Raw genomic sequence first — 18,597 nt, forward strand, 5'->3', positions numbered from 1 at the left:
CTCATACTAGAGGGCTAATTGGTGATATAGCTCAGTTGGTTAGAGCACAGCACTCATAATGCTGGGGTCGGTGGTTCAAGTCCACCTATCACCACCAGGAACACGGAAGGGTTACGCGCAAGCGTAACCCTTTTTTGTTTTGGCGCTTGTCTCGAATAAAATCAGCGACTTCAAATCGCATAGCGGATTCGATGTCTAACCTCGATATCTGAGCGCTTCGACAAATGCTGAAAATGCGGGGGACGCCTGGCGTCTGTTGGGATAGTACAAGTGGTAGCCCTGAAAATACGGGCACCAGCTAGTCAAAACCTGTGTGAGCCGTCCATCAGCCAGATATGGTGCAGCCAGCTCTTCAGGGACGTAGGCCAAGCCGATGCCATCGGCGGCAGCATTGAGCACGTGCATGATGCTGTTGAAAACCAGCTGCCCTTCGACCTTGACGGTAAATGCTTTGCCGTTCTTCTCGAACTCCCACGCGTAAATTGCACCGGCTGGCCGGTGCCGGATATTGACGCAAGCGTGCCTGGTCAGATCATGAGGTGTTTTTGGAATGGGATGCTGCTCGAAATAAGCCGGCGACCCCACCACGACCAATCGCCAGTCCGGCCCGATACGCACGGCGATCATGTCCTTGCTGATTGCTTCGCCCAGGCGTATGCCGGCATCAAACCGCTCTTCGACCACATTGGTGAAGCCGTAATCCACGTAGAACTCCAGCGTTACCTCAGGATAGCCTTTCAGGAATCCCGCCAGCATCGGCCTTACGCACAGTTCGATTTGGTCGTCCGTGCACGTAATGCGAATGGTGCCCCTCGGCTTGTCGCGCAATTCCCCCAGGGCTTCAACCTCTGCCGTGATCTGATCGAAAAGCGGCGCGATCGAGTGCATCAACCTTTCTCCCGCTTCTGTGGGCGCCACGTTGCGGGTGGTGCGCGCCAGCAGGCGCACGCCCAGTCTTTCTTCAAGTGAGCGGATCGTATGGCTCAAGGCCGAAGGGGTGACACCAAGCCTGGCGGCAGCCTTTGTAAAGCTCTGGTCCCGCGCCACAGCCAGAAAGGCCTGGAGATCGTCGACTTTGGTATGCGCCATTGATGAAATTTCCTCACAAGTACATGAAGATTGTACCCGCTAATCAAATGCTCATGAATCCTTCAAGATTGCCACCTGATCTTCGATGGCATCGCAAAAAAGACATTTCATGAGCGCTCAAGTAGTTGCAATCCATGCGGACAACAATTCCGCACATCATCAAGCCGGCAGTCAACCCGCTTTCTGGAGCGGCGTTTTAGCGATGACGCTCTGCGTGTTCGCGCTGGTGGCGTCCGAATTCATGCCCGTCAGCTTGCTGACCCCGGTTGCTGCCGATCTCAAGATCAGTGAAGGCCTCGCCGGGCAGGCGATTTCCGTGTCCGGCGTGTTTGCAGTGCTGACCAGCCTTTCCATTCCGGCACTCGCCTGCAAGACAAGCCGCAAGACGCTGCTGCTGTGGATGACAGGACTGATGTTTTTCTCGGGCCCGATCATCGCGCTGGCGCCGAACTATGCGACTTACATGGCCGGCCGGGTACTCATCGGCGTGGCCATCGGTGGATTCTGGTCCATGTCCGCGGCGACGGCCATGCGTCTGGTGCCGGCCCATCAGGTGTCCCGTGCATTGGCCATCTTCAATGGCGGCAATGCACTGGCAACCGTGGTTGCCGCTCCCCTGGGCAGCTATCTTGGTTCGGTCATCGGCTGGCGCGGGGCATTCTTTTGCCTGGCTCCGGTAGCGCTGGCTGCCTTTGCCTGGCTATGGTTCAGTCTGCCGTCCATGAAAGCAGACGTACGCACACCGGGTTCCGGCAACGTCTTCAGGCTGCTCAGGAATCCCGTGATCGCCTGGGGCATGGCTGCTGTCAGTATTTTCTTCATGGGACAGTTCACCCTGTTCACCTATCTGCGGCCATTCCTCGAAACGGTGACGCGTGTTGACGTCTCCACACTGTCGCTCATTCTGTTGACCGTCGGCGTGGCTGGTTTCATCGGCACCGCCCTGATCGGCGCATGGCTGAAGAAAAGTTTTTATGGAACCTTGATCGCCATTCCGCTCTTGATGGCCGTGATCGCCCTGGCCCTGACTGCTTTCGGTAGCTGGGTGGCGGGCACCACCGCACTTCTTGGCATCTGGGGCCTGGTCGCCACTGCGGCACCCGTCGGCTGGTGGAGCTGGCTGGCGAAAACGATGCCGGACAACGCAGAAGCCGGTGGCGGGCTGATGGTGGCAGTGGTTCAGCTGGCGATCGGACTGGGCTCCACTGCCGGCGGATTGTTGTTCGATCTGAGCGGCTACCGAAGCACCTTTGCGGTGAGCGCTGTTTTGCTGCTGGCTTCCGCTTTGCTGGCCTTCCTCGCTTCGCGTGCCGATCGCGCGCAAGACGTAATTCCTCAAATTCAGAATGGAGATGTGAAATGACTTTAAAAGCTTTCGGTGCCTATGCGTGCAGCAAGCCCCTGCCGGGTAACAAATTTATTCAAAGCGCCATCATTGTCTGCGCAGCGATGTTTTGCAGTTCACAACTCGTTTTTGCGCAAGCCCCCACACCGTCAATTAAGGAGAATGCGATGGGACTCACTCAAGAGTGGGATAAAACCTTCCCGAAAAGTGACAAGGTAGATCACCAAAAAGTGACATTCAAAAACCGCTACGGGATCACTTTGGCAGCCGACTTATATCTGCCAAAAAACCGGGGCGGCCAACGCCTGGCAGCACTTGCCATCAGCGGCCCGTTTGGTGCGGTGAAAGAACAATCCTCCGGACTGTATGCACAAACCATGGCAGAGCGCGGTTTTGCCGCGCTTGCTTTCGACCCATCCTATACCGGTGAGAGCAGCGGCGAGCCTCGCAACGTGGCCTCTCCTGACATCAACACAGAAGACTTCAGCGCAGCCGTTGATTATCTCGGTCTGCAGCCATCGGTCGACCGCGAGCGAATTGGCATCATCGGCATTTGCGGCTATGCCGGCATGGGCCTGAATGCGGCGGCCGTGGATAAGCGCATCAAGGCCGTCGCCACCACGAGCATGTATGACATGTCGCGCGTCATGTCCAAGGGGTACTACGACGCCCTTACGAAAGAGCAACGCACCCAGGCGCTGAACAAACTGAGCCAGCAGCGCTGGGTTGATGCCGAAAAAGGTTCTTCGACGCCAGGCGCGCGGATTCTGCCTGAGACCCTGGAAGGCGTCACCGATCCCGTCACGCGCATGTACTTCGATTACTATCGCACGCCTCGCGGCTTTCACAAGCGCTCGCCGAACTCGAATGGCGCCTGGACGGCGACCATGCCGTTGTCGTTCTGAATATGCCGCTGTTGACGTACATCGGTGAAATATCGCCGCGCCCGATCCTGCTGATCGCAGGTGAAAATGCCCACTCGCGCTATTTTAGTGAAGATGCATACAAGGCTGCAGCGCAGCCAAAGGAACTCATGATCATCAAGGCGGCCGACCACGTTGACCTTTATGACCGTATCAGTCTCATTCCTTTTGAGAAATTGACTTCCTTCTTTCGCGACAACCTGAAGTAGGTTAATAGAGGCGCCCTTTCGCTGTCGAAGCAAGTCGCCCTGTGCAGTCAAACTCCATAAGTGCAAGTACCTGACACACATGCATCCGGCATCACCATTTAAAATCTGCAAGGAGAAAAAATGAAGCTAACAACTGCATCAGTGCTCCCAGTCATTATGCTTATCGCCACTGCAGCTTATGCTCAAAGCGTTCAGCCGGGCGGGGTTTCCACGGCGGTTAGCGCCAAACAATCACAGGCCATCATGCGCGCTGGTTCTCAAGCCTCCAGCAAGGGACCGGTGGAATACTTTACCGGTAGCGTCCGGGTGTCTCCCCTGTTTCCGGCAAAGCCATCCACGCCCGTCAGCGGCGCCTATGTCAGCTTCGAGCCGGGAGCGCGGTCCGCATGGCATACCCACCCAGCCGGCCAGCATCTCATCGTGACCGCCGGTACGGGCTGGACGCAGGAATGGGACGGTTCCGTTACCGAGATTCGCGAGGGTGATGTGGTGTGGTGCCCACCGGGCGTGAAGCATTGGCATGGCGCTTCCCCTGACACGGCAATGACGCATATTGCCTTGACCGGAACACTCGATGGCAAAAACGTGGAATGGCTGGAAAAGGTCAGCGACGAACAATATCGAAAGTGACGAGAGAATAGCCAATAAAAATTTATGAAAAAAATTAATCAGAACAATGTGGGTTCTGCTTACATTGCTGGGCGTGCTATCGATGGGCGCATGCGCATACATTCAGCATCCTAAGTTTGGGCAACTTCCCGAGGGGAGCGGTTGAGCGTCATCCAAAAATCACCGAACCATGCTGAAGGCGAATTTCGGAACCTGATACCGACGCCCATCCTTACCGAAGATAGTGGATTTTTTAGGCCAGTCAGTACGACTGTCAGCCATGCCCCTTGAAGATGCAATGCTGTCCCAACATGCTGAGCCGTAAAATCGATCGCAGCCCGCATGAAGCAGCACGTGATGTGGCACGGGCTATTGCCAGTTGCGATTACGCGGCTTCAGCGGTGCGCACGATGAATTCCTGCTGGCTGCTACGGTGCAGAATTTGCGGCGCATGGCCCAATGGCTCTATAAAACTTGCGGCCTGAACAGGCAGCCATCCCCAGCATAAGAAAATCAAAGAAGAAGAATAAATCAAGCTCACTCTTTAATTCAATTCAACTGATACAGCAGCAAAACGACCTCATATAAACCCTTGCCTGATGACTATTTCAACAGAATTAGCCAACAACAGCCATCCAAGTCCTGGGTAGATCTTTAGCATACAAATCCGCCATGCCCTGGAGCGTTGCTCCAGGAATTTTCCTTCCGAAGCGCCTCTCAGCGCGGGTAGGTGAAGCCGGTGCGGATATCCATCGGTACCAGGCGAGTGCCCTCGCGCACCATCAGCCGCTGGGGCGGTTCGTCGCCTGCCAGCGCGCGCGGCCTGACGGACAGTCCTTCGCCCGTGCGCAACAGTGGATCGCAGCGTTCGTAAACGTTGCGGCAGCCCGTGGCATTGAGGAGCGCCTGCACTACAGGCACCTTCCACAGGTCGACGCCACCGGCATTGAACTGGCAAACCAGATAGCCTGCGCTGCCGCCATAGCTGTGCACCAGCAAACCCGGCAAGCCATCCTTTTCGCCATCGACCAACTGGACCAGCGCCTGCGGATCGGCGCTGCGAAGCGCATCGGCGCGGCGAAGCACGCTGGCCTGTACGCGCCGCTTTATCATCGCGTGGTCAACCGCCTCGTCCTCGCGCAACGTCCAGACGCGGGCGGCGATTTGCGATTTGGCGTTATAGGCCGCGCGTGCCAGGAACTGGCGAGCCGACGACTGAACGATCGCCGTGGCGCCCGGTTTGTTGCGCTCCCGCGGCTTGCCGTCGACCTTTTCGACGGCGGAGACGTAAATCCATGGGTCGCCCGAAAGCAGGCCTTTTTCCTTACCCTGTTTGATGGTGATGATGAGCATGCGCGGCTTTCGTTTGCAGGAACGCGATGATACAGCAAACCGCGGGCGCCCCCCTTTCGCTGCATACCGCTCCTGTCCAGTGCAGGTGAGACGAGGCGCAGCAGACTTAGGCGCACGATAGCCACCAACTTCCGAGCCTGCACGAGGCAGCATGAGTGTCCGCTTCGAGTCTTGGATTCAACTGGTCAAAAGCCAACGTTCGTCGTGACACCCCGGCATCTATTACGTCTCAAGCCGGACCAGGCGCTGGCCAGGTCGGAGCATCGGCAAAGTCTGTGACGGATACATCGACCAGCGCCAACGTCAAGTCGGGTAAATCGACCTCGATGTGGCATTTCAGCAATGATGCGACAGGTCCGTACACGGTGGAGGCAGTGGGTATATTGAAAGGAGGCGATGACTGGACCTGCATGGGCAAGAGATGCGATATTTTTTATGAGGGGAAGGACAAGCGATAGATGACGTTGTTAGCAATCGCGGGCATCCACTTAGGTGATAAAAATATGTAAAAAAGCGGGCTAATTCTCCGGAATCTTGGCTCACTGAATCAAAGCCAAGGGATAACAGAAAATGGACGATTGTAGAAAGCCGCTGATGCGTGGTGTGGAAAGATACCAACCTGCAAGATTGGTGCGTGTTCGCGACCAGGGCGGATGTAGTGAACGCGCATGCACGTTTGCGGCGTGCAGGCCATCCTTTTCGTCGCGCTGAGAATGACACAATTGCGCTGCCATTACCAGGCTGACAGGACATAGACGACGCCGATCTGGCGTCGCAGGAAGAACTTACAATCCGTGCAGTTGTCATATCCTGTTGCGATTAACCAGGACGAGCAAGCTGGCAACCATATCCCACTGCTGGACGGTCAATCGGACGGCTTGAACAGGCCGCGAAATGATTCGTTCAGCCGTCACCAGAAACGCTGTATAGTGTAGTCAATTAGACAAGTTCCAGAAGTGCTTTTATTTCTCGAGAGCACGCAAGCGGTTTCTCTTTAGGTGCAGAAGAATTGAATTACCTGCCTTGGTTGCAGTGTATTTGGAAGCATTAACATGGCAAGTTCGAAGTTGGCAGGGGAAGTACCAATCACGTGGCATCTCGGCAAAGGGGGCCCCGCCTCCAGCGTAAGCGATACCTTGCCGTTAAACCCCAGTACTGAAACTCCGCTGGCATCGCTGATCGATCTCCAATCCTTGCGGGCGCTGCTGAACGATTTTTCCGCCTTGGTCGGCATTGCGACCGCACTCCTGGATCTGGCCGGCAACGTCATCCAGTTTGCCGGTTGGCAAAAAGCCTGCACCGATTTTCATCGCCACAATCCACGTTCCTGCGCCAACTGTAACGAAAGTGACCTGTACCTGGCCAGCAACCTGAAAGAAGGCGATTTTATCGATTACAAATGCAAAAATGGATTGTGGGATGTCGTCACGCCAGTTTTTGTCGGCAAACAGCACCTCGCCAATCTCTATTGCGGCCAGTTTTTTTACGATGAGGACGTGATCGATGACGCTTATTTTGTCGCGCAGGCCGAACGCTTCGGCTACGACAAGGCAAGCTATCTGGCTGCAATCCATGCCATGCCGCGTTTTAGCCGCGAATTCGTGCGGCGCGTGATGGCGCATATCGTCAACCTGGCGTCTTATTTGTCCCACCTTTCGCTAACGAACCTGAAATTGAGCGAAAGCCGCGGTCAGATGGAGACGCTGCTCAACACCCTACCGGACCCAGTCTGGTTAAAAGATACGCAAGGTGTGTACCTGACTTGCAATCATGCCTTTGAACGCATCATTGGCGCACCCGCCAGCGCGATTATCGGCAAGACGGATTACGACCTCTTTCCGGCAACGCTGGCCGACTTCTTTCGCCAGAAGGATCAGGAAGCCATTCTGGCATCCGGGCCGAACACCAACGAGGAATGGGTAAACGTTGCCGGAAGCGAAAAGCAGGCATTAATGGAAACGACCAAAACTGCCTTGCCCGGAGCCTCAGGCCAGCCTATCGGCGTGCTCGGCATTGCGCACGACATTACCGAGCGCAAGCGATCGGAAGACTATCTGCACTTGATGTCCAAAGTGTTTTCCAACAGTGGCGAAGCAATCCTGATCACGGATGCCAACAAGCGGATCCTTGCCGTTAATCAGGAGTTTACCAAACTCACCGGGTATAGCGAGGCCGAGGCTCTCGGCAAAAATCCGAAGTTCCTGGCCTGCGGCGATACGCCCAGCGAGATCTACCAGGAAATGTGGGCCACGCTGGCTGAAAACGATTACTGGCAAGGCGAGCTGTGGGACAGGCGCAAAACCGGCGAAGCTTTTCCGAAACGCCTGTCTATTTCCGTCGTGCGGGATAGCGAAGGCAAGATCGTCAACTATATCGGCAACTTCGAGGACATCACCCAGCGCAAAGCTGCGGAAGACAGGATACGTTACCTGGCCCACCATGACGCGCTAACCGGCCTGCCGAACCGCTTTAGCTTGCATGAGCGCATGGAGCAATGCATCGCGTTCGCCAAGCGCGACGATCGCTCTCTCGCTGTCTTACTGATTGACCTGGATCACTTCAAGGCCATCAACGACACGCTCGGGCATGATGTCGGCGATCAGTTGCTGATCCAGGTGGCGAAACGTCTTCAACACTCTGTACGCGACAGCGATATCGTGGCGCGGCTGGGCGGGGACGAATTTGTGATGATCCTTTCCGGGATTGAAATGTCCACCGAAATTATTGAGGTCGCCGGCAAGATCATTGCGCAAGTCGCCGCCCCTTATTCCATTGGCAGCCATGAATTGCGCACCTCACCCAGCGTGGGGATCTGCTTCTATCCCGCCGACGCCACCGACACTGGCGAGCTGATCAAGAATGCCGATATCGCCATGTATCATGCCAAGGCGGTCGGTCGGTGCAATTACCAGTTTTATACTGAAAAAATGCGGGATGAAGTCGCACAGCGCGTGACCGTTGAACATGAGCTGAAGCTTGCGCTGAAAAATGGGCAGTTTGTCCTGCATTACCAGCCCCAAGTTGAACTGAGCAGCGGCAAAGTGACCGGCGTGGAAGCTCTTGTAAGATGGCAACATCCAGTGCGTGGACTAATTTCTCCTTGCGATTTCATTTCGATTGCTGAAGAAACCAAATTAATAATTCCGCTAGGAAAATGGATTTTGGAAGCGGCCTGCCATCAGCTGAAGCACTGGCACGAAGAAGGACTGTCTGACCTGCATGTCTCGGTCAACCTGAGTGCAATACAATTTCAAGATAAAAAGCTGCCTCAGATGGTCAGGCAGGCGCTGGCATCCTCCAATCTGGATGCCCGCTATCTGCACCTTGAGATTACGGAATCAATGGCGATGCAAAATCCTGACGAGAACATCGTCATGATGAAGACCTTGGCCAATATCGGTGTGAAACTTGCCATCGATGATTTTGGTACAGGGTATTCATCGCTGGCTTATCTGAAGATATTTCCAGTCGACATCATCAAAATTGACCGTTCCTTTGTCAAGGATCTTGAGACCGACGAAGACGATGCGGCTATTTGCGAAATTACCTTGTTACTGGCGCAAAAGCTGGGCGTGTTGGTAGTGGCAGAGGGTGTTGAAACAGCGCTGCAAAGCCAGTTCCTGTCGCGCCACGACTGCCAGTGGGTTCAGGGCAATCTCTACAGCAAGCCGCTTTCTGCCGGCCTGGTCGAAGAATACGTTCGAGAATTTGTTCCAGTTCACGCACACGCTGGCCATGGGACATGACAAGTTTCAGATTATCACGCGCCCACGTCTAGAAAATTCTATCGTTGATTCAAAAAAAGCCGGCGAACCGGCTGCGAAATACATCCTGTAATTACTACTGATTTATTCGCTGTCCGGCTGACGCCCCGGATGCGCATCCGCAAATGCCGGCAAGGCCTGGCAGGCGCGGTCGATTGCCATCAGGGTTGGGTACGGCGCCATGTCGACATTGAAGCGCTGGGCATTGAATATTTGCGGCACCAGGCAGCAGTCGGCAATCGTGGGCGTATCGCCAAAGCAGAATGTGCCGCGCAGAGGCGAAGCAGCCAGCTCGGTTTCCAGCGCTTGCAGGCCCAGCTCGACCCAGTGCTGGATCCAGTCATTCTTGGCTTCTTCACTAAGTCCCATCGGACCTTTCAGGTACTTCAGCACGCGCAGGTTGTTCAGCGGATGGATATCGCAGGCGACCGCCAGTGCCAGCGCACGCACATGGGCGCGATGCTCCGGCGTGGCCGGCAACAGCGGCACCTGCGGATATTTCTCTTCAAGGTATTCCATGATCGCCAGCGATTGGGACAACTGCACGCCGGGCTCCACCAGCACCGGCACCAGCGCATGCGGGTTCAGGGCCTTGAAGCCGGCGCCATACTGCTCGCCGCCGTTGCGGTTCAGGTGCACGGATGCATAGGTGTAATCCAGCCCTTTGAGGTTCAGGGCGATGCGCACGCGGTACGACGCCGAGCTGCGGAAATAATTGTGCAATACGCGTTCTTGGTTGGCTGCGGTAGACATTTACACTCCCAGATATTGTTCGATGACGTGCGGCGCGCTTTGCAGCGCCTTGGAATCGCCCTGCCACACTACTTGCCCCTTCTCCAGCACGTAATGGCGGTCGGTGAAGTCGAGCAAGGCGCGCACGTTCTTGTCGATGATGATCTGCGACAAGCCCTCGTGTTTCAGCTCCTTTAACGCCGCCCAGATTTCCGCACGGATGATCGGCGCCAGGCCTTCGGTGGCTTCGTCCAGCACCAGCAGTTGCGGATTGGTCATCAGGGCGCGGCCGATCGCCAGCATTTGCTGCTCGCCGCCGGAGAGTTGCGAGCCGAGGTTGTTGCGGCGTTCCTGCAGGCGCGGGAAAAATCCATACACGCGTTTCAGGGTCCAGGCGCTGCCGGCGCCGCTTGCGCGCGCCGGCGCACGGGCCGTCGCCACCAGGTTTTCTTCAACTGTGAGGTTGGGAAAAACCTGGCGCCCTTCCGGCACCAGGCCAAGGCCCAGGCGCGCGATGCTGTAAGACGGCAGCTTGTTGATCTGCTGCCCGCAAAAGCTGATGGATCCGGCCATCACCGGCAACAGGCCGAACAGGCACTTGATGGTGGTCGAGCGCCCCATGCCGTTGCGCCCCAGCAGGGTGATCGCCTCGCCCTGGTTGATTTCGAAGGACACGCCGAACAGCGCCTGGGCATGGCCGTAAGCTGCCTGCAAATCCTGCACTTTCAGTAAATTCGTCATCTGGCCCTCAATGCTCCGCTTCTTCACCGAGGTACACGGCCTTGACTTCCGGATGGGCGCGGATTTCGTCAGGGGTGCCGGTGAAAATGATTTTTCCATAGACCAGCACGCTGATGCGGTCCGCCAGCGCGAACACGGCATCCATGTCGTGCTCGACCAGCAGGATCGCGTACTGGCCCTTCAGGCGCTGGATCAGCGACACCACCGCGCTGGATTCCTGTACGCTCATGCCGGCCATGGGTTCGTCCAGCAGCAGGAACTTGGGCTTGGCGGCCAAGGCCATCGCCAGTTCCAGCTGGCGCCGCTCGCCATACGCGAGGTTATCGGCGAGCACGTCCGCGCGGTGTGACAACCCTGTCAGTTCCAGGGCTTCGTCGACAACGACGGCGAATTTTGCCCGGCCCAGCATCGGCTGCCAGAAGCGGAAAGCGTGCTCCTTGGCGCCGATGGCGGCGATCATGGTGTTTTCGCGCACCGTGAACTGCTCGAAAATCGAGGTGATCTGGTAGGAGCGCAACAGGCCGAGGCGCGCTCGCTCGGCAATATCCAGCGCCGTGACATCTTGCCCGGCAAACAGCACGCGGCCTTCGTCGGAGCGCAGCTCGCCGGAGAGCTGGTTGATCAGGGTGGTCTTGCCGGCGCCGTTCGGGCCGATCACCGCATGCACCTCGCCCGCGCGCACGTCGATGGACACGCCATCGGTGACGGTCAGGGCGCCGTAGCGCTTGAACAGCGATTGCGTGGATAAAAGGCTGGTCATGCTGCGGACTCCTTTGCTTGCGCCACCGGCTGCGCGGCTGTTGCGGCTGTTGCGGTAGCAGCGCCACGCTTGCGACGGCCATCGAATTTTTCCAGTACGCCAATGATGCCGGCCTTGCCCATCAGCGCCACCATCACGATCAGGGGCCCGAATACCGCCATCCAGTGCTCGGTGTACGCCTTCAATACTTCTTCGATGCCCAGGAAGGCCAGCACGCCCAGCAGCGGGCCGAATACCGAGCCGAGGCCGCCCAGCACCACCATCACGATCAGCTCGCCGGAAATCATCCACGACATGGTCGAGGGCGAGGCAAATGCGTTCAGATTGGCCAGCAGGACGCCAGCAATGCCGCACAACACCGACGACATTACGTACGCCAGCAACTGGTAACGCTTGCTCGGCAAGCCGACGGCGTTGATGCGGCGGGCATTTTCGCGGGCGCCGCGCAGCACCATGCCAAAAGGCGAGATGCGCAGCCTGGCCATCCACAGCAGCAGCGCCAGCAATACCGTGAAGGCCACCACGTAGACGGTCATGGTGTTGCCCAGGTCCAGGCCTGCCAGCTTGCTGGTGGATGCAATCGTGATGCCGTCATCGCCGCCATACTGCTTCAGGCTGACGAAGACGAAGTAGCCCATCTGCGCGAATGCCAGCGTAATCATGATGAAAGCGATGCCCGAGGTGCGCAGGCTGATGGCGCCCGTGACCAGGCCGACCAGGGCGCACACCACGATGGTGATGGCCAGGTGCGCCAGGCCGCTGTCGACTTCATGGAAGGCGGCGATGGCGACGCTGTAGGAACCCAGGCCCATGAAGAGCGAATGCCCCAGGCTCACCAGGCCGCCGTAGCCGAGCGCCAGGTTCAGCGCCGTGGCGGCGATGGCATAAATGATGATGCGGCCGAAAAACGTCAGGTAAAACGGCTGCTCGAGATAGCTGGCCGCAAACGGCACCACCGCCAGCAGCAGCAGGACGATGGCCGGCACGATCCGGGCCAGGCCGAAGGAAGATTTGGTTTGCATCAGGTTCTCCGGGCGGGAAACAGGCCCTGTGGACGCAGCGCGAGCACCACTGCCATCAGGATGTAGATCAGCATCGACGCCAGCGCAGGACCCGCGGCATTGGCAGCTTCGCGGCTCATCATGTCGCGCAACAGCGTCGGCAGGAAGGCGCGGCCCATGGTATCGACGATGCCGACGATCAGCGCCGCGTAAAATGCGCCGCTGACCGAGCCGATGCCGCCGATGACGATCACCACCAGGGTCGTGATCAGCACCGGCTCGCCCATGCCAACCTGTACCGACAGGATCGGGCCGGACATGACGCCCGCAAGACCCGCGAGCGCCGCGCCCAGGCCGAACAGGAAGGCATTCAGCAGCTTGATGTTGACGCCAAGGGCGCCGACCATTTGCGGGTTGACGGAACCCGCGCGGATCAGCATGCCCAGGCGTGTCTTGTGCATCAGCAGATGGGCGCCGACGGCCACGATCAGGCCCACCACGATGATGGCGAAACGATAGGCAGGATAGCTAATGCCCAGCAAATCCACCGTTCCCGACAGCATCTCCGGCACCGGCAGGAAGTAGGGCTGGACCCCCCAGATGATGCGCGCCATTTCATTGAAGAACATCATCATGCCGAAGGTGGCCAGCACATGGTCGAGGTGGTCGCGCCCGTACAGCCGGGACACGGCGATTCGCTCGAGCAGCATGCCGACGACGATGCAGCCTGCCAGCGCCGCCACCACCGCAAAGGTGAAGGATTCGGTGTGGTTGTAGGCGGTCGCGGCAAAATAGGCGCCCAGCATGTACAGCGAGCCATGCGCCAGGTTCACGAAACTCATGATGCCGAACACCAGCGTGAGTCCCGCGGCCAGGAGGAAAAGAAGGACTCCGAACTGGAGCCCGTTCAGGAGCTGCGAGAGGATGAGACTGAGGCTCACTTTGCTATCCTTGTTTCAGGGCTGATTTCGATGCTTACTTCAGCGCGCACTTGGCGCTGTAGGCATCGCCATGGTTTGCCAGCGCAACGCCCAATTGCTTGGTGACGACCTTGCCGCCTTCCTTGACCACGCTGAACGCATAGTAGTTCTGCACCGGCATGTTGTTGTTATTAAAGCGGAACGGGCCACGGACCGAAGTGATCTCGGCACCGGCAGCCTTGACGGCAGCGGCCAGGGCCTTCTTGTCATCCACCCTGGCGCCGACTTTTTTGAACGCCACATCCAGCACTTGCGCGGCATCGTAGGCTGCGGCCGCATACTGGCTCGGCGCCCGCTTGTACCTGGTTTCGAAAGCCTGGACGAACTTCTTGTTTTCCGGCGTATCCAGCACCGCATCCCACATCATGCCCGTCACGCTGCCCACGGCGGCGTCACGCAGCGCCGGCATGGTCGTGCCATCCACCATGAACACCGAGTACACCGGCAGCTTCGGCAAGAGCCCTGCCTGGCTCAGCTGCTTGACGAAGTTCACGCCCATGCCGCCCGGGTAAAAGGCAAACACGGCTTCCGGATTATTCGCCTGCAACTGGGCGATCTCGGCGGAGTAATCGGTCTGGCCTACCTGGGTATAGACTTCATCGATGATCTCGCCCTTGAAGTAGCGCTTGAAGCCGGTCAGCATGTCCTTGCCGGCCTGGTAGTTCGGCGCCATCAGGTAAGCCTTCTTGATGCCCTTGTCCTGCATGAACTTGCCCATGGCTTCGGGCGCGCCGTCATTCGGCCATGCGGTCGAGAAGACGTTGGCGGCGCAGTTGGCGCCTGCCAGCGGCGATGCGCCGGAATTGGTGGCGATGGCGACCGTGCCGGATTCGACGATCGGCTTGACGCTGGCCATGACAACGTTGGAAAAGCCGAGGCCGACGATGGCGTGCACGCGGTCCTTGTCGATCAGCTTGCGCACGATCTGGTTGCCCAGTTCGGGCTTCAACTGGTCATCTTCCTTCAGCACTGTGACCGCCTGGCCGCCGAGCTTGCCGCCGAGCTGCTCGACTGCCAGCATGAAACCGTCATACTGGTCCTGGCCGAGCAGCGCCACCGGGCCCGACATGGCGCCGGTCAAGCCAACCTTGACCTGGGCGGACGCGAGCGATGCGACACCCATCAGGGCGGTGGCGGCCAGCGCGGGGATGAATTTGGATAACTGCATGACGATCTCCTTTAATTATGATCTGGTGTTTGTTGCTGAATTACTCGAATGCCAGGAAGACGCGGCCGCCTTCAATCTTGACCGGATAAGTGCGGGTATTCTCGGTGATGGGCGCGCAGGTGGCGCGGCCATCGCGAATGTCGAATTTGCCCTGATGCAGCGGGCATTCGATTTCATGGCCATCCAGGAAACCGTCGCACAGGCGGGCATGGCCATGGGTGCAAATATTGTCGGTCGCGAAAATCTCGCCCTCGACCTTGTACAGCGCCACATCCTTGCCGGCGATTTCGACGCCGATCACGTCGTCTTGCGGCACGTCATCGGCGGCGATGACTTCAGTCCAGTTTTGGCTCATGTCTGTCTCAGATCGGGTAAATGATGGAATTGGGGATCATCTCGGTGTCATAAATGCACAGCCGCGATTCGAATTTCAGGCCTTCCGGGGTCTTGCGCAGGCGGTCCAGATAGCGGCCGACGCTGAAGACAGTGGATTCCTGGCTCAGCTTGGTGCGGAAGACCGCATAGTTGGCTTCGGCTTCGATGACGTCGCCCTCGACCTTGAGGATGCGCGGCAGGCCGACAACGTGGCGCTGGTAATACGGGTCGTGGAACAAGGTTTCGGTAATGCCGTAGACGCGGTCCTTCAGCATGGCGCGGCTGATCAGCGCCAGCGTGCAGAGCGGGAAGCCGCGTTCGTAATTTTCGCGCGGCTGCACCTTGTATTCGCATTCTTCAGAAAACAGGCTCACCCATTGATCCCAGTCTTCGCTGTCGATCGCGGCAGCGTAATCGGCATACAGCTGGGTCAATGCCTGATAAGTGGTGAAATCGATCATTGTCATACTCCCATGGCTTCACGCCAGTATTCGTACATGCCGCGGATCAGCGTCTCGGTGACCATGTGGTCGGTGTCGCCCACTTCGGTGCCGCCGAGTTCGGCCACGGCGCGGTGCGCCGGCTTTTGCTCGAAACCGAATTGCGACAGTTCGATCACTTCGCCGTCATCGGCAGAGACGAAGCCGGCAGGGCCGAACAGGTTGGCCTGGATCAGGCGGCGCTGCACCATTTCCGGGGTATCGTCCTCGAAAGCGAAATGGGTCCAGACGAAATCGAAGGAGCCGTTGCCGTTGGGCTGGATGTGGCGGGTCGAGACGCTGTTGACCTGCTGCTGGAAGATCACGCTGGGGAACAGCGTCATCATCACGGCGGTCGGGCCGCCCCACCAGTCTTCCTGGACGATGTCGAGCAGGCGCGGGTCGTTGACCTGCATGGATTCCTTGAAGCTGGTGACGCCGGCGGTGACTTCCTCGGACTTGACCTTGGCATTGTTGCGGGTCGAGATCATGGCGGCGTGGCGGTGGCGCGCATCCATCTTGAGTTCCGACTTGTTATCCGCGCGCCACAGGCCATAGGTGACGAACCAGGTATGCAGGAGCCCGGGGTGGTACGGGTCCTTGATGTTTTCCTGCATCAGCTTCCAGTTTCCGGGGATGCGCTGGCGGTTGTAGCCGAGGATCTTCAGCTGGCGGCCGTTGAACAGGCGGTCGAAGTACTTGATGATCTCCGGGCCCATGAAGTCTTCCAGCGATTCGATCTCGTGGTCGAACGAGGCGAACACGACGCCGCCGCGGGTGGCGACCTTCAGCTTGGTCAGGCCATGGTCTTCCACCTTGAAGTCTTTCGGCATGCCGCCGACGACCTTGCCGTCCTGCTTGACGCCGCGCCGGAAGGGCACGCCCTGCAGGTCGCCCTTGAGCGTGTAATTCCACTGGTGGTAGGGGCACACCAGTTCCTTCTTGTTGCCGTGGCGCTCGCGGCAGAATTGCATGCCGCGGTGGGCGCAGACGTTTTCCACCACGTGGATCGTGCCATCTTCGGTGCGCGTCATGATGACCGAGCGCTCGCCCACCACGGTGCGCTTGAAGTCGCCGGGGTTGGGAACTTCCGCTTCCAGGCCGACATAGCACCAGTGCTTGTTGTAGAACAGGCGGTCGAGTTCGCGCTTGTAGATTGCCGGGTCGGTATAGGCCCAGAAAGGAATGCGGCTGGTGCCCGTGCCTTCCCAGGCCGGATCAACCGGAAAAACGGAGGGATTGTTACGCATTGCTGTCTCCTCTAGTTCTGATAAATTGCAGGCCGTCTCAGGCGGCTACTTTGACGACGATTTCACCGAGGCCGGCGATGCTGCCGCGCATTTCGTCGCCGCGCTTGACTGCATTCACGCCTTCCGGGGTGCCGGTCATGATGATGTCGCCCGGCTCGATGGTTTCGTACTGCGACAGGTAGGCGATCGACTCGGCCACCGACCAGATCAGCTTGGCGATATCGGATGACTGGCGCGATTCGCCGTTGACGGTCAGGGCAATCGCCGCTTCATGCGGGTGGCCGATTTCAGCTGCGCGTTGGATGGCGCCGATCGGCGCCGATTGCGCAAACGACTTGCCGAATTCCCAGGGACGGCCCTTGTCGCGCGCATCCAGCTGCAAATCGCGGCGCGTCATGTCGAGGCCGACGGCATAGCCGTAGACGTGCTCGAGCGCCTGCTCGACGGGGATGTTCTTGCCGCCCTTGCCGATGGCGACCACCAGCTCGATTTCATGATGGAAGTTTTCCGTCATCGGCGGATACGGCACGGTGACGCCGGCTTCGCCCACGGCGACCGACGCGCAAGCCGGCTTCATGAAAAAGAAGGGCGGATCGCGGTCCGGGTCCTTGCCCATTTCGCGCGCATGGGCAGCGTAGTTGCGGCCGACGCAGTAGATGCGGTTGACGGGAAACTGCTCGCTGCGTCCGGCGACGGCCAGCGTATAGACAGGTGCGGGAGAAACGGCGTATTCCATGATCGGGTCCAATACGGTTGATTAAATTTTTTCTTCGCGCCACAGGCCCAGCGCTTGCTGGCAGGGACGGTCCGAGTAGCTGAACAGGATGGTGTCTTCTTTGGCGCGCAATTCCAGCGCGTGCCAGGACGGCACGACGAACACATCGTTGGGCGCAAATTCAAAGGTCTGGTCGCCGATCTGCGCTGTGCCGCCGCCTTCGAGACAGGCATACACGGTGCCGTCGGTGCTGCGATAGGGACGCGTGACGCAGCCCTTGGCCAGGCGCTGGGCGAAGGCCCCGATGGTCGGCATGGGAGATGCGCCCGTGGCCGGATTGACGAAACGGAATTTGTGGCCGAAGTGCGGATCGGCGGGCGTCTCGGCCACGGCCAGCAGCGAAGCGCGCGTCTTGGCGAACGGGTAGACAAAGACCTTGGTCGGCTGATCCGGGGTCTGGTAAAAATCGACCGGCACCATGTTGTTGCCAAAGCGCGCAAGTGCATCGCCTTCCGGACGGACGGCTTGCTGCGAAGCCGCCCTGCCCGGCTCGGCAAAGCCGGCGCCATAGAAACGCACGGTCGGGATGTCCAGGCCATCGAGCCAGACCACCGGCTCGTTGCCGAGGTTGCCGTGGTCATGGAAGGTCCACGACGGCGTGATGATGAAGTCGCCGCGGCGCATGGTGGTGCGCTCGCCGTCGACGGCCGTGTAGGCGCCTTCGCCATCGAGCACCAGGCGCAGCGCCGACTGGCTGTGACGGTGCGCGGGAGCGACTTCGCCCGGCAGGATCAGCTGCAGGCCGGCGTACAGGGACGAGGTGATCGCCGACTGCCCGCGCAGCGCCGGGTTTTCCAGGATCAAAACGCGGCGCTCGGCTTCCTCGGCCGTGATCAGGCGGCCCGCTTCCATGATCTGCTCGCGGATCTCGGCATAGCGCCAGCCGGCGGCGACGGCGTCGGTGCGCGGCGTCGGCGGCACCAGCGCGCCCAGCACTTCCCACAGCGGGGTCAGGTTGCTGGCGGAAATGCGCTGGTAAAACTGCTGGCGTTCATCGCGAACCGCCTGGGGCAAGGTCTGTGCATGCATTGGTTGGTCTTCCTC

The 18,597-nt window shown here is 58.7% G+C and carries 18 protein-coding genes, 1 tRNA gene and 1 pseudogene; 7 read left to right on the forward strand and 13 right to left on the reverse strand.

Translation table 11 applies throughout. From position 1 onward, the window contains the following. Positions 1–20 precede the first annotated feature (20 nt). Positions 21–97, forward strand: a tRNA-Met gene (locus EKL02_RS16350). Positions 98–195: 98 nt separating this feature from the next. Here the strand turns inward: EKL02_RS16350 and EKL02_RS16355 are convergent. Then, positions 196–1,089: a LysR family transcriptional regulator gene (locus EKL02_RS16355; RefSeq protein WP_128903024.1), complete on the reverse strand. Its 894-nt coding sequence runs from the start codon at positions 1,087–1,089 to the stop codon at positions 196–198. 109 nt (positions 1,090–1,198) lie between these two features. Here EKL02_RS16355 and EKL02_RS16360 point away from each other — a divergent pair, with 109 nt between their 5' ends. The 5 genes and pseudogenes from EKL02_RS16360 to EKL02_RS18620 all read left to right on the forward strand — a co-directional run. Then, positions 1,199–2,452, forward strand: a complete 1,254-nt coding sequence (locus EKL02_RS16360) for an MFS transporter (protein WP_128903025.1) — start codon at positions 1,199–1,201, stop codon at positions 2,450–2,452. Next, positions 2,449–3,339 (forward strand): alpha/beta hydrolase, encoded by an 891-nt coding sequence (locus tag EKL02_RS16365; protein WP_241687746.1) that lies wholly within the window; start codon positions 2,449–2,451, stop codon positions 3,337–3,339. The genes EKL02_RS16360 and EKL02_RS16365 overlap by 4 nt, the downstream gene beginning before the upstream one ends. Positions 3,340–3,341: 2 nt before the next feature. Beyond that, positions 3,342–3,566: an alpha/beta hydrolase gene (locus tag EKL02_RS18615; RefSeq protein WP_241687747.1), complete on the forward strand. Its 225-nt coding sequence runs from the start codon at positions 3,342–3,344 to the stop codon at positions 3,564–3,566. A 243-nt stretch (positions 3,567–3,809) separates the two neighbouring features. Next, positions 3,810–4,196, forward strand: coding sequence for a cupin domain-containing protein (locus tag EKL02_RS16370; protein WP_241687748.1), 387 nt, complete (start codon positions 3,810–3,812; stop codon positions 4,194–4,196). A 227-nt stretch (positions 4,197–4,423) separates the two neighbouring features. Beyond that, a pseudogene (locus tag EKL02_RS18620) lies at positions 4,424–4,683 on the forward strand (hypothetical protein); the annotation flags it as partial. 209 nt (positions 4,684–4,892) lie between these two features. Here the strand turns inward: EKL02_RS18620 and EKL02_RS16380 are convergent. Further along, positions 4,893–5,528, reverse strand: coding sequence for an SAM-dependent methyltransferase (locus EKL02_RS16380; RefSeq protein WP_128903026.1), 636 nt, complete (start codon positions 5,526–5,528; stop codon positions 4,893–4,895). A gap of 1,052 nt (positions 5,529–6,580) precedes the next feature. Between EKL02_RS16380 and EKL02_RS16385 the strand changes: the two genes are divergently transcribed. Further along, entirely contained in the window at positions 6,581–9,274 is a 2,694-nt protein-coding gene (locus tag EKL02_RS16385) for an EAL domain-containing protein (RefSeq protein WP_128903027.1), read from the forward strand. Between the two features lie 102 nt (positions 9,275–9,376). Here the strand turns inward: EKL02_RS16385 and maiA are convergent, their stop codons facing one another. Genes maiA through gtdA form a run of 11 tightly spaced genes read right to left on the reverse strand, consistent with a single transcriptional unit; the run spans position 9,377 to position 18,582 of the window. Further along, complete coding sequence (maiA, locus tag EKL02_RS16390; RefSeq protein WP_128903028.1) at positions 9,377–10,045, reverse strand: maleylacetoacetate isomerase; 669 nt, start codon at positions 10,043–10,045, stop codon at positions 9,377–9,379. Beyond that, on the reverse strand, positions 10,046–10,765 hold the full coding sequence (locus EKL02_RS16395; RefSeq protein WP_128903029.1) for an ABC transporter ATP-binding protein: 720 nt from the start codon (positions 10,763–10,765) through the stop codon (positions 10,046–10,048). 7 nt (positions 10,766–10,772) lie between these two features. After that, positions 10,773–11,525, reverse strand: coding sequence for an ABC transporter ATP-binding protein (locus EKL02_RS16400; protein WP_128903030.1), 753 nt, complete (start codon positions 11,523–11,525; stop codon positions 10,773–10,775). Further along, positions 11,522–12,547 carry a branched-chain amino acid ABC transporter permease gene (locus EKL02_RS16405; RefSeq protein WP_128903031.1) on the reverse strand — a complete coding sequence of 342 codons (1,026 nt, stop codon included), beginning with the start codon at positions 12,545–12,547 and terminating at the stop codon, positions 11,522–11,524. The genes EKL02_RS16400 and EKL02_RS16405 overlap by 4 nt, the downstream gene beginning before the upstream one ends. Further along, positions 12,547–13,467, reverse strand: coding sequence for a branched-chain amino acid ABC transporter permease (locus tag EKL02_RS16410; RefSeq protein WP_128903032.1), 921 nt, complete (start codon positions 13,465–13,467; stop codon positions 12,547–12,549). The genes EKL02_RS16405 and EKL02_RS16410 overlap by 1 nt, the downstream gene beginning before the upstream one ends. A gap of 34 nt (positions 13,468–13,501) precedes the next feature. Beyond that, entirely contained in the window at positions 13,502–14,674 is a 1,173-nt protein-coding gene (locus EKL02_RS16415) for an ABC transporter substrate-binding protein (RefSeq protein WP_128903033.1), read from the reverse strand. Between the two features lie 40 nt (positions 14,675–14,714). Further along, complete coding sequence (locus EKL02_RS16420) at positions 14,715–15,029, reverse strand: non-heme iron oxygenase ferredoxin subunit (RefSeq protein WP_128903034.1); 315 nt, start codon at positions 15,027–15,029, stop codon at positions 14,715–14,717. Positions 15,030–15,036: 7 nt separating this feature from the next. Continuing rightward, entirely contained in the window at positions 15,037–15,510 is a 474-nt protein-coding gene (locus tag EKL02_RS16425; RefSeq protein ID WP_128903035.1) for an aromatic-ring-hydroxylating dioxygenase subunit beta, read from the reverse strand. Between the two features lie 2 nt (positions 15,511–15,512). Beyond that, positions 15,513–16,778 (reverse strand): aromatic ring-hydroxylating dioxygenase subunit alpha, encoded by a 1,266-nt coding sequence (locus EKL02_RS16430; RefSeq protein WP_128903036.1) that lies wholly within the window; start codon positions 16,776–16,778, stop codon positions 15,513–15,515. Positions 16,779–16,815: 37 nt separating this feature from the next. Beyond that, positions 16,816–17,514 (reverse strand): fumarylacetoacetate hydrolase family protein, encoded by a 699-nt coding sequence (locus tag EKL02_RS16435; protein ID WP_128903037.1) that lies wholly within the window; start codon positions 17,512–17,514, stop codon positions 16,816–16,818. Between the two features lie 21 nt (positions 17,515–17,535). Further along, positions 17,536–18,582 carry a gentisate 1,2-dioxygenase gene (gene gtdA, locus EKL02_RS16440; RefSeq protein ID WP_128903038.1) on the reverse strand — a complete coding sequence of 349 codons (1,047 nt, stop codon included), beginning with the start codon at positions 18,580–18,582 and terminating at the stop codon, positions 17,536–17,538. Positions 18,583–18,597 lie beyond the last annotated feature (15 nt).

Origin of the sequence: Janthinobacterium sp. 17J80-10, from assembly GCF_004114795.1 — a bacterium.
Classification (GTDB): Bacteria; Pseudomonadota; Gammaproteobacteria; order Burkholderiales; family Burkholderiaceae_D; genus Paucimonas.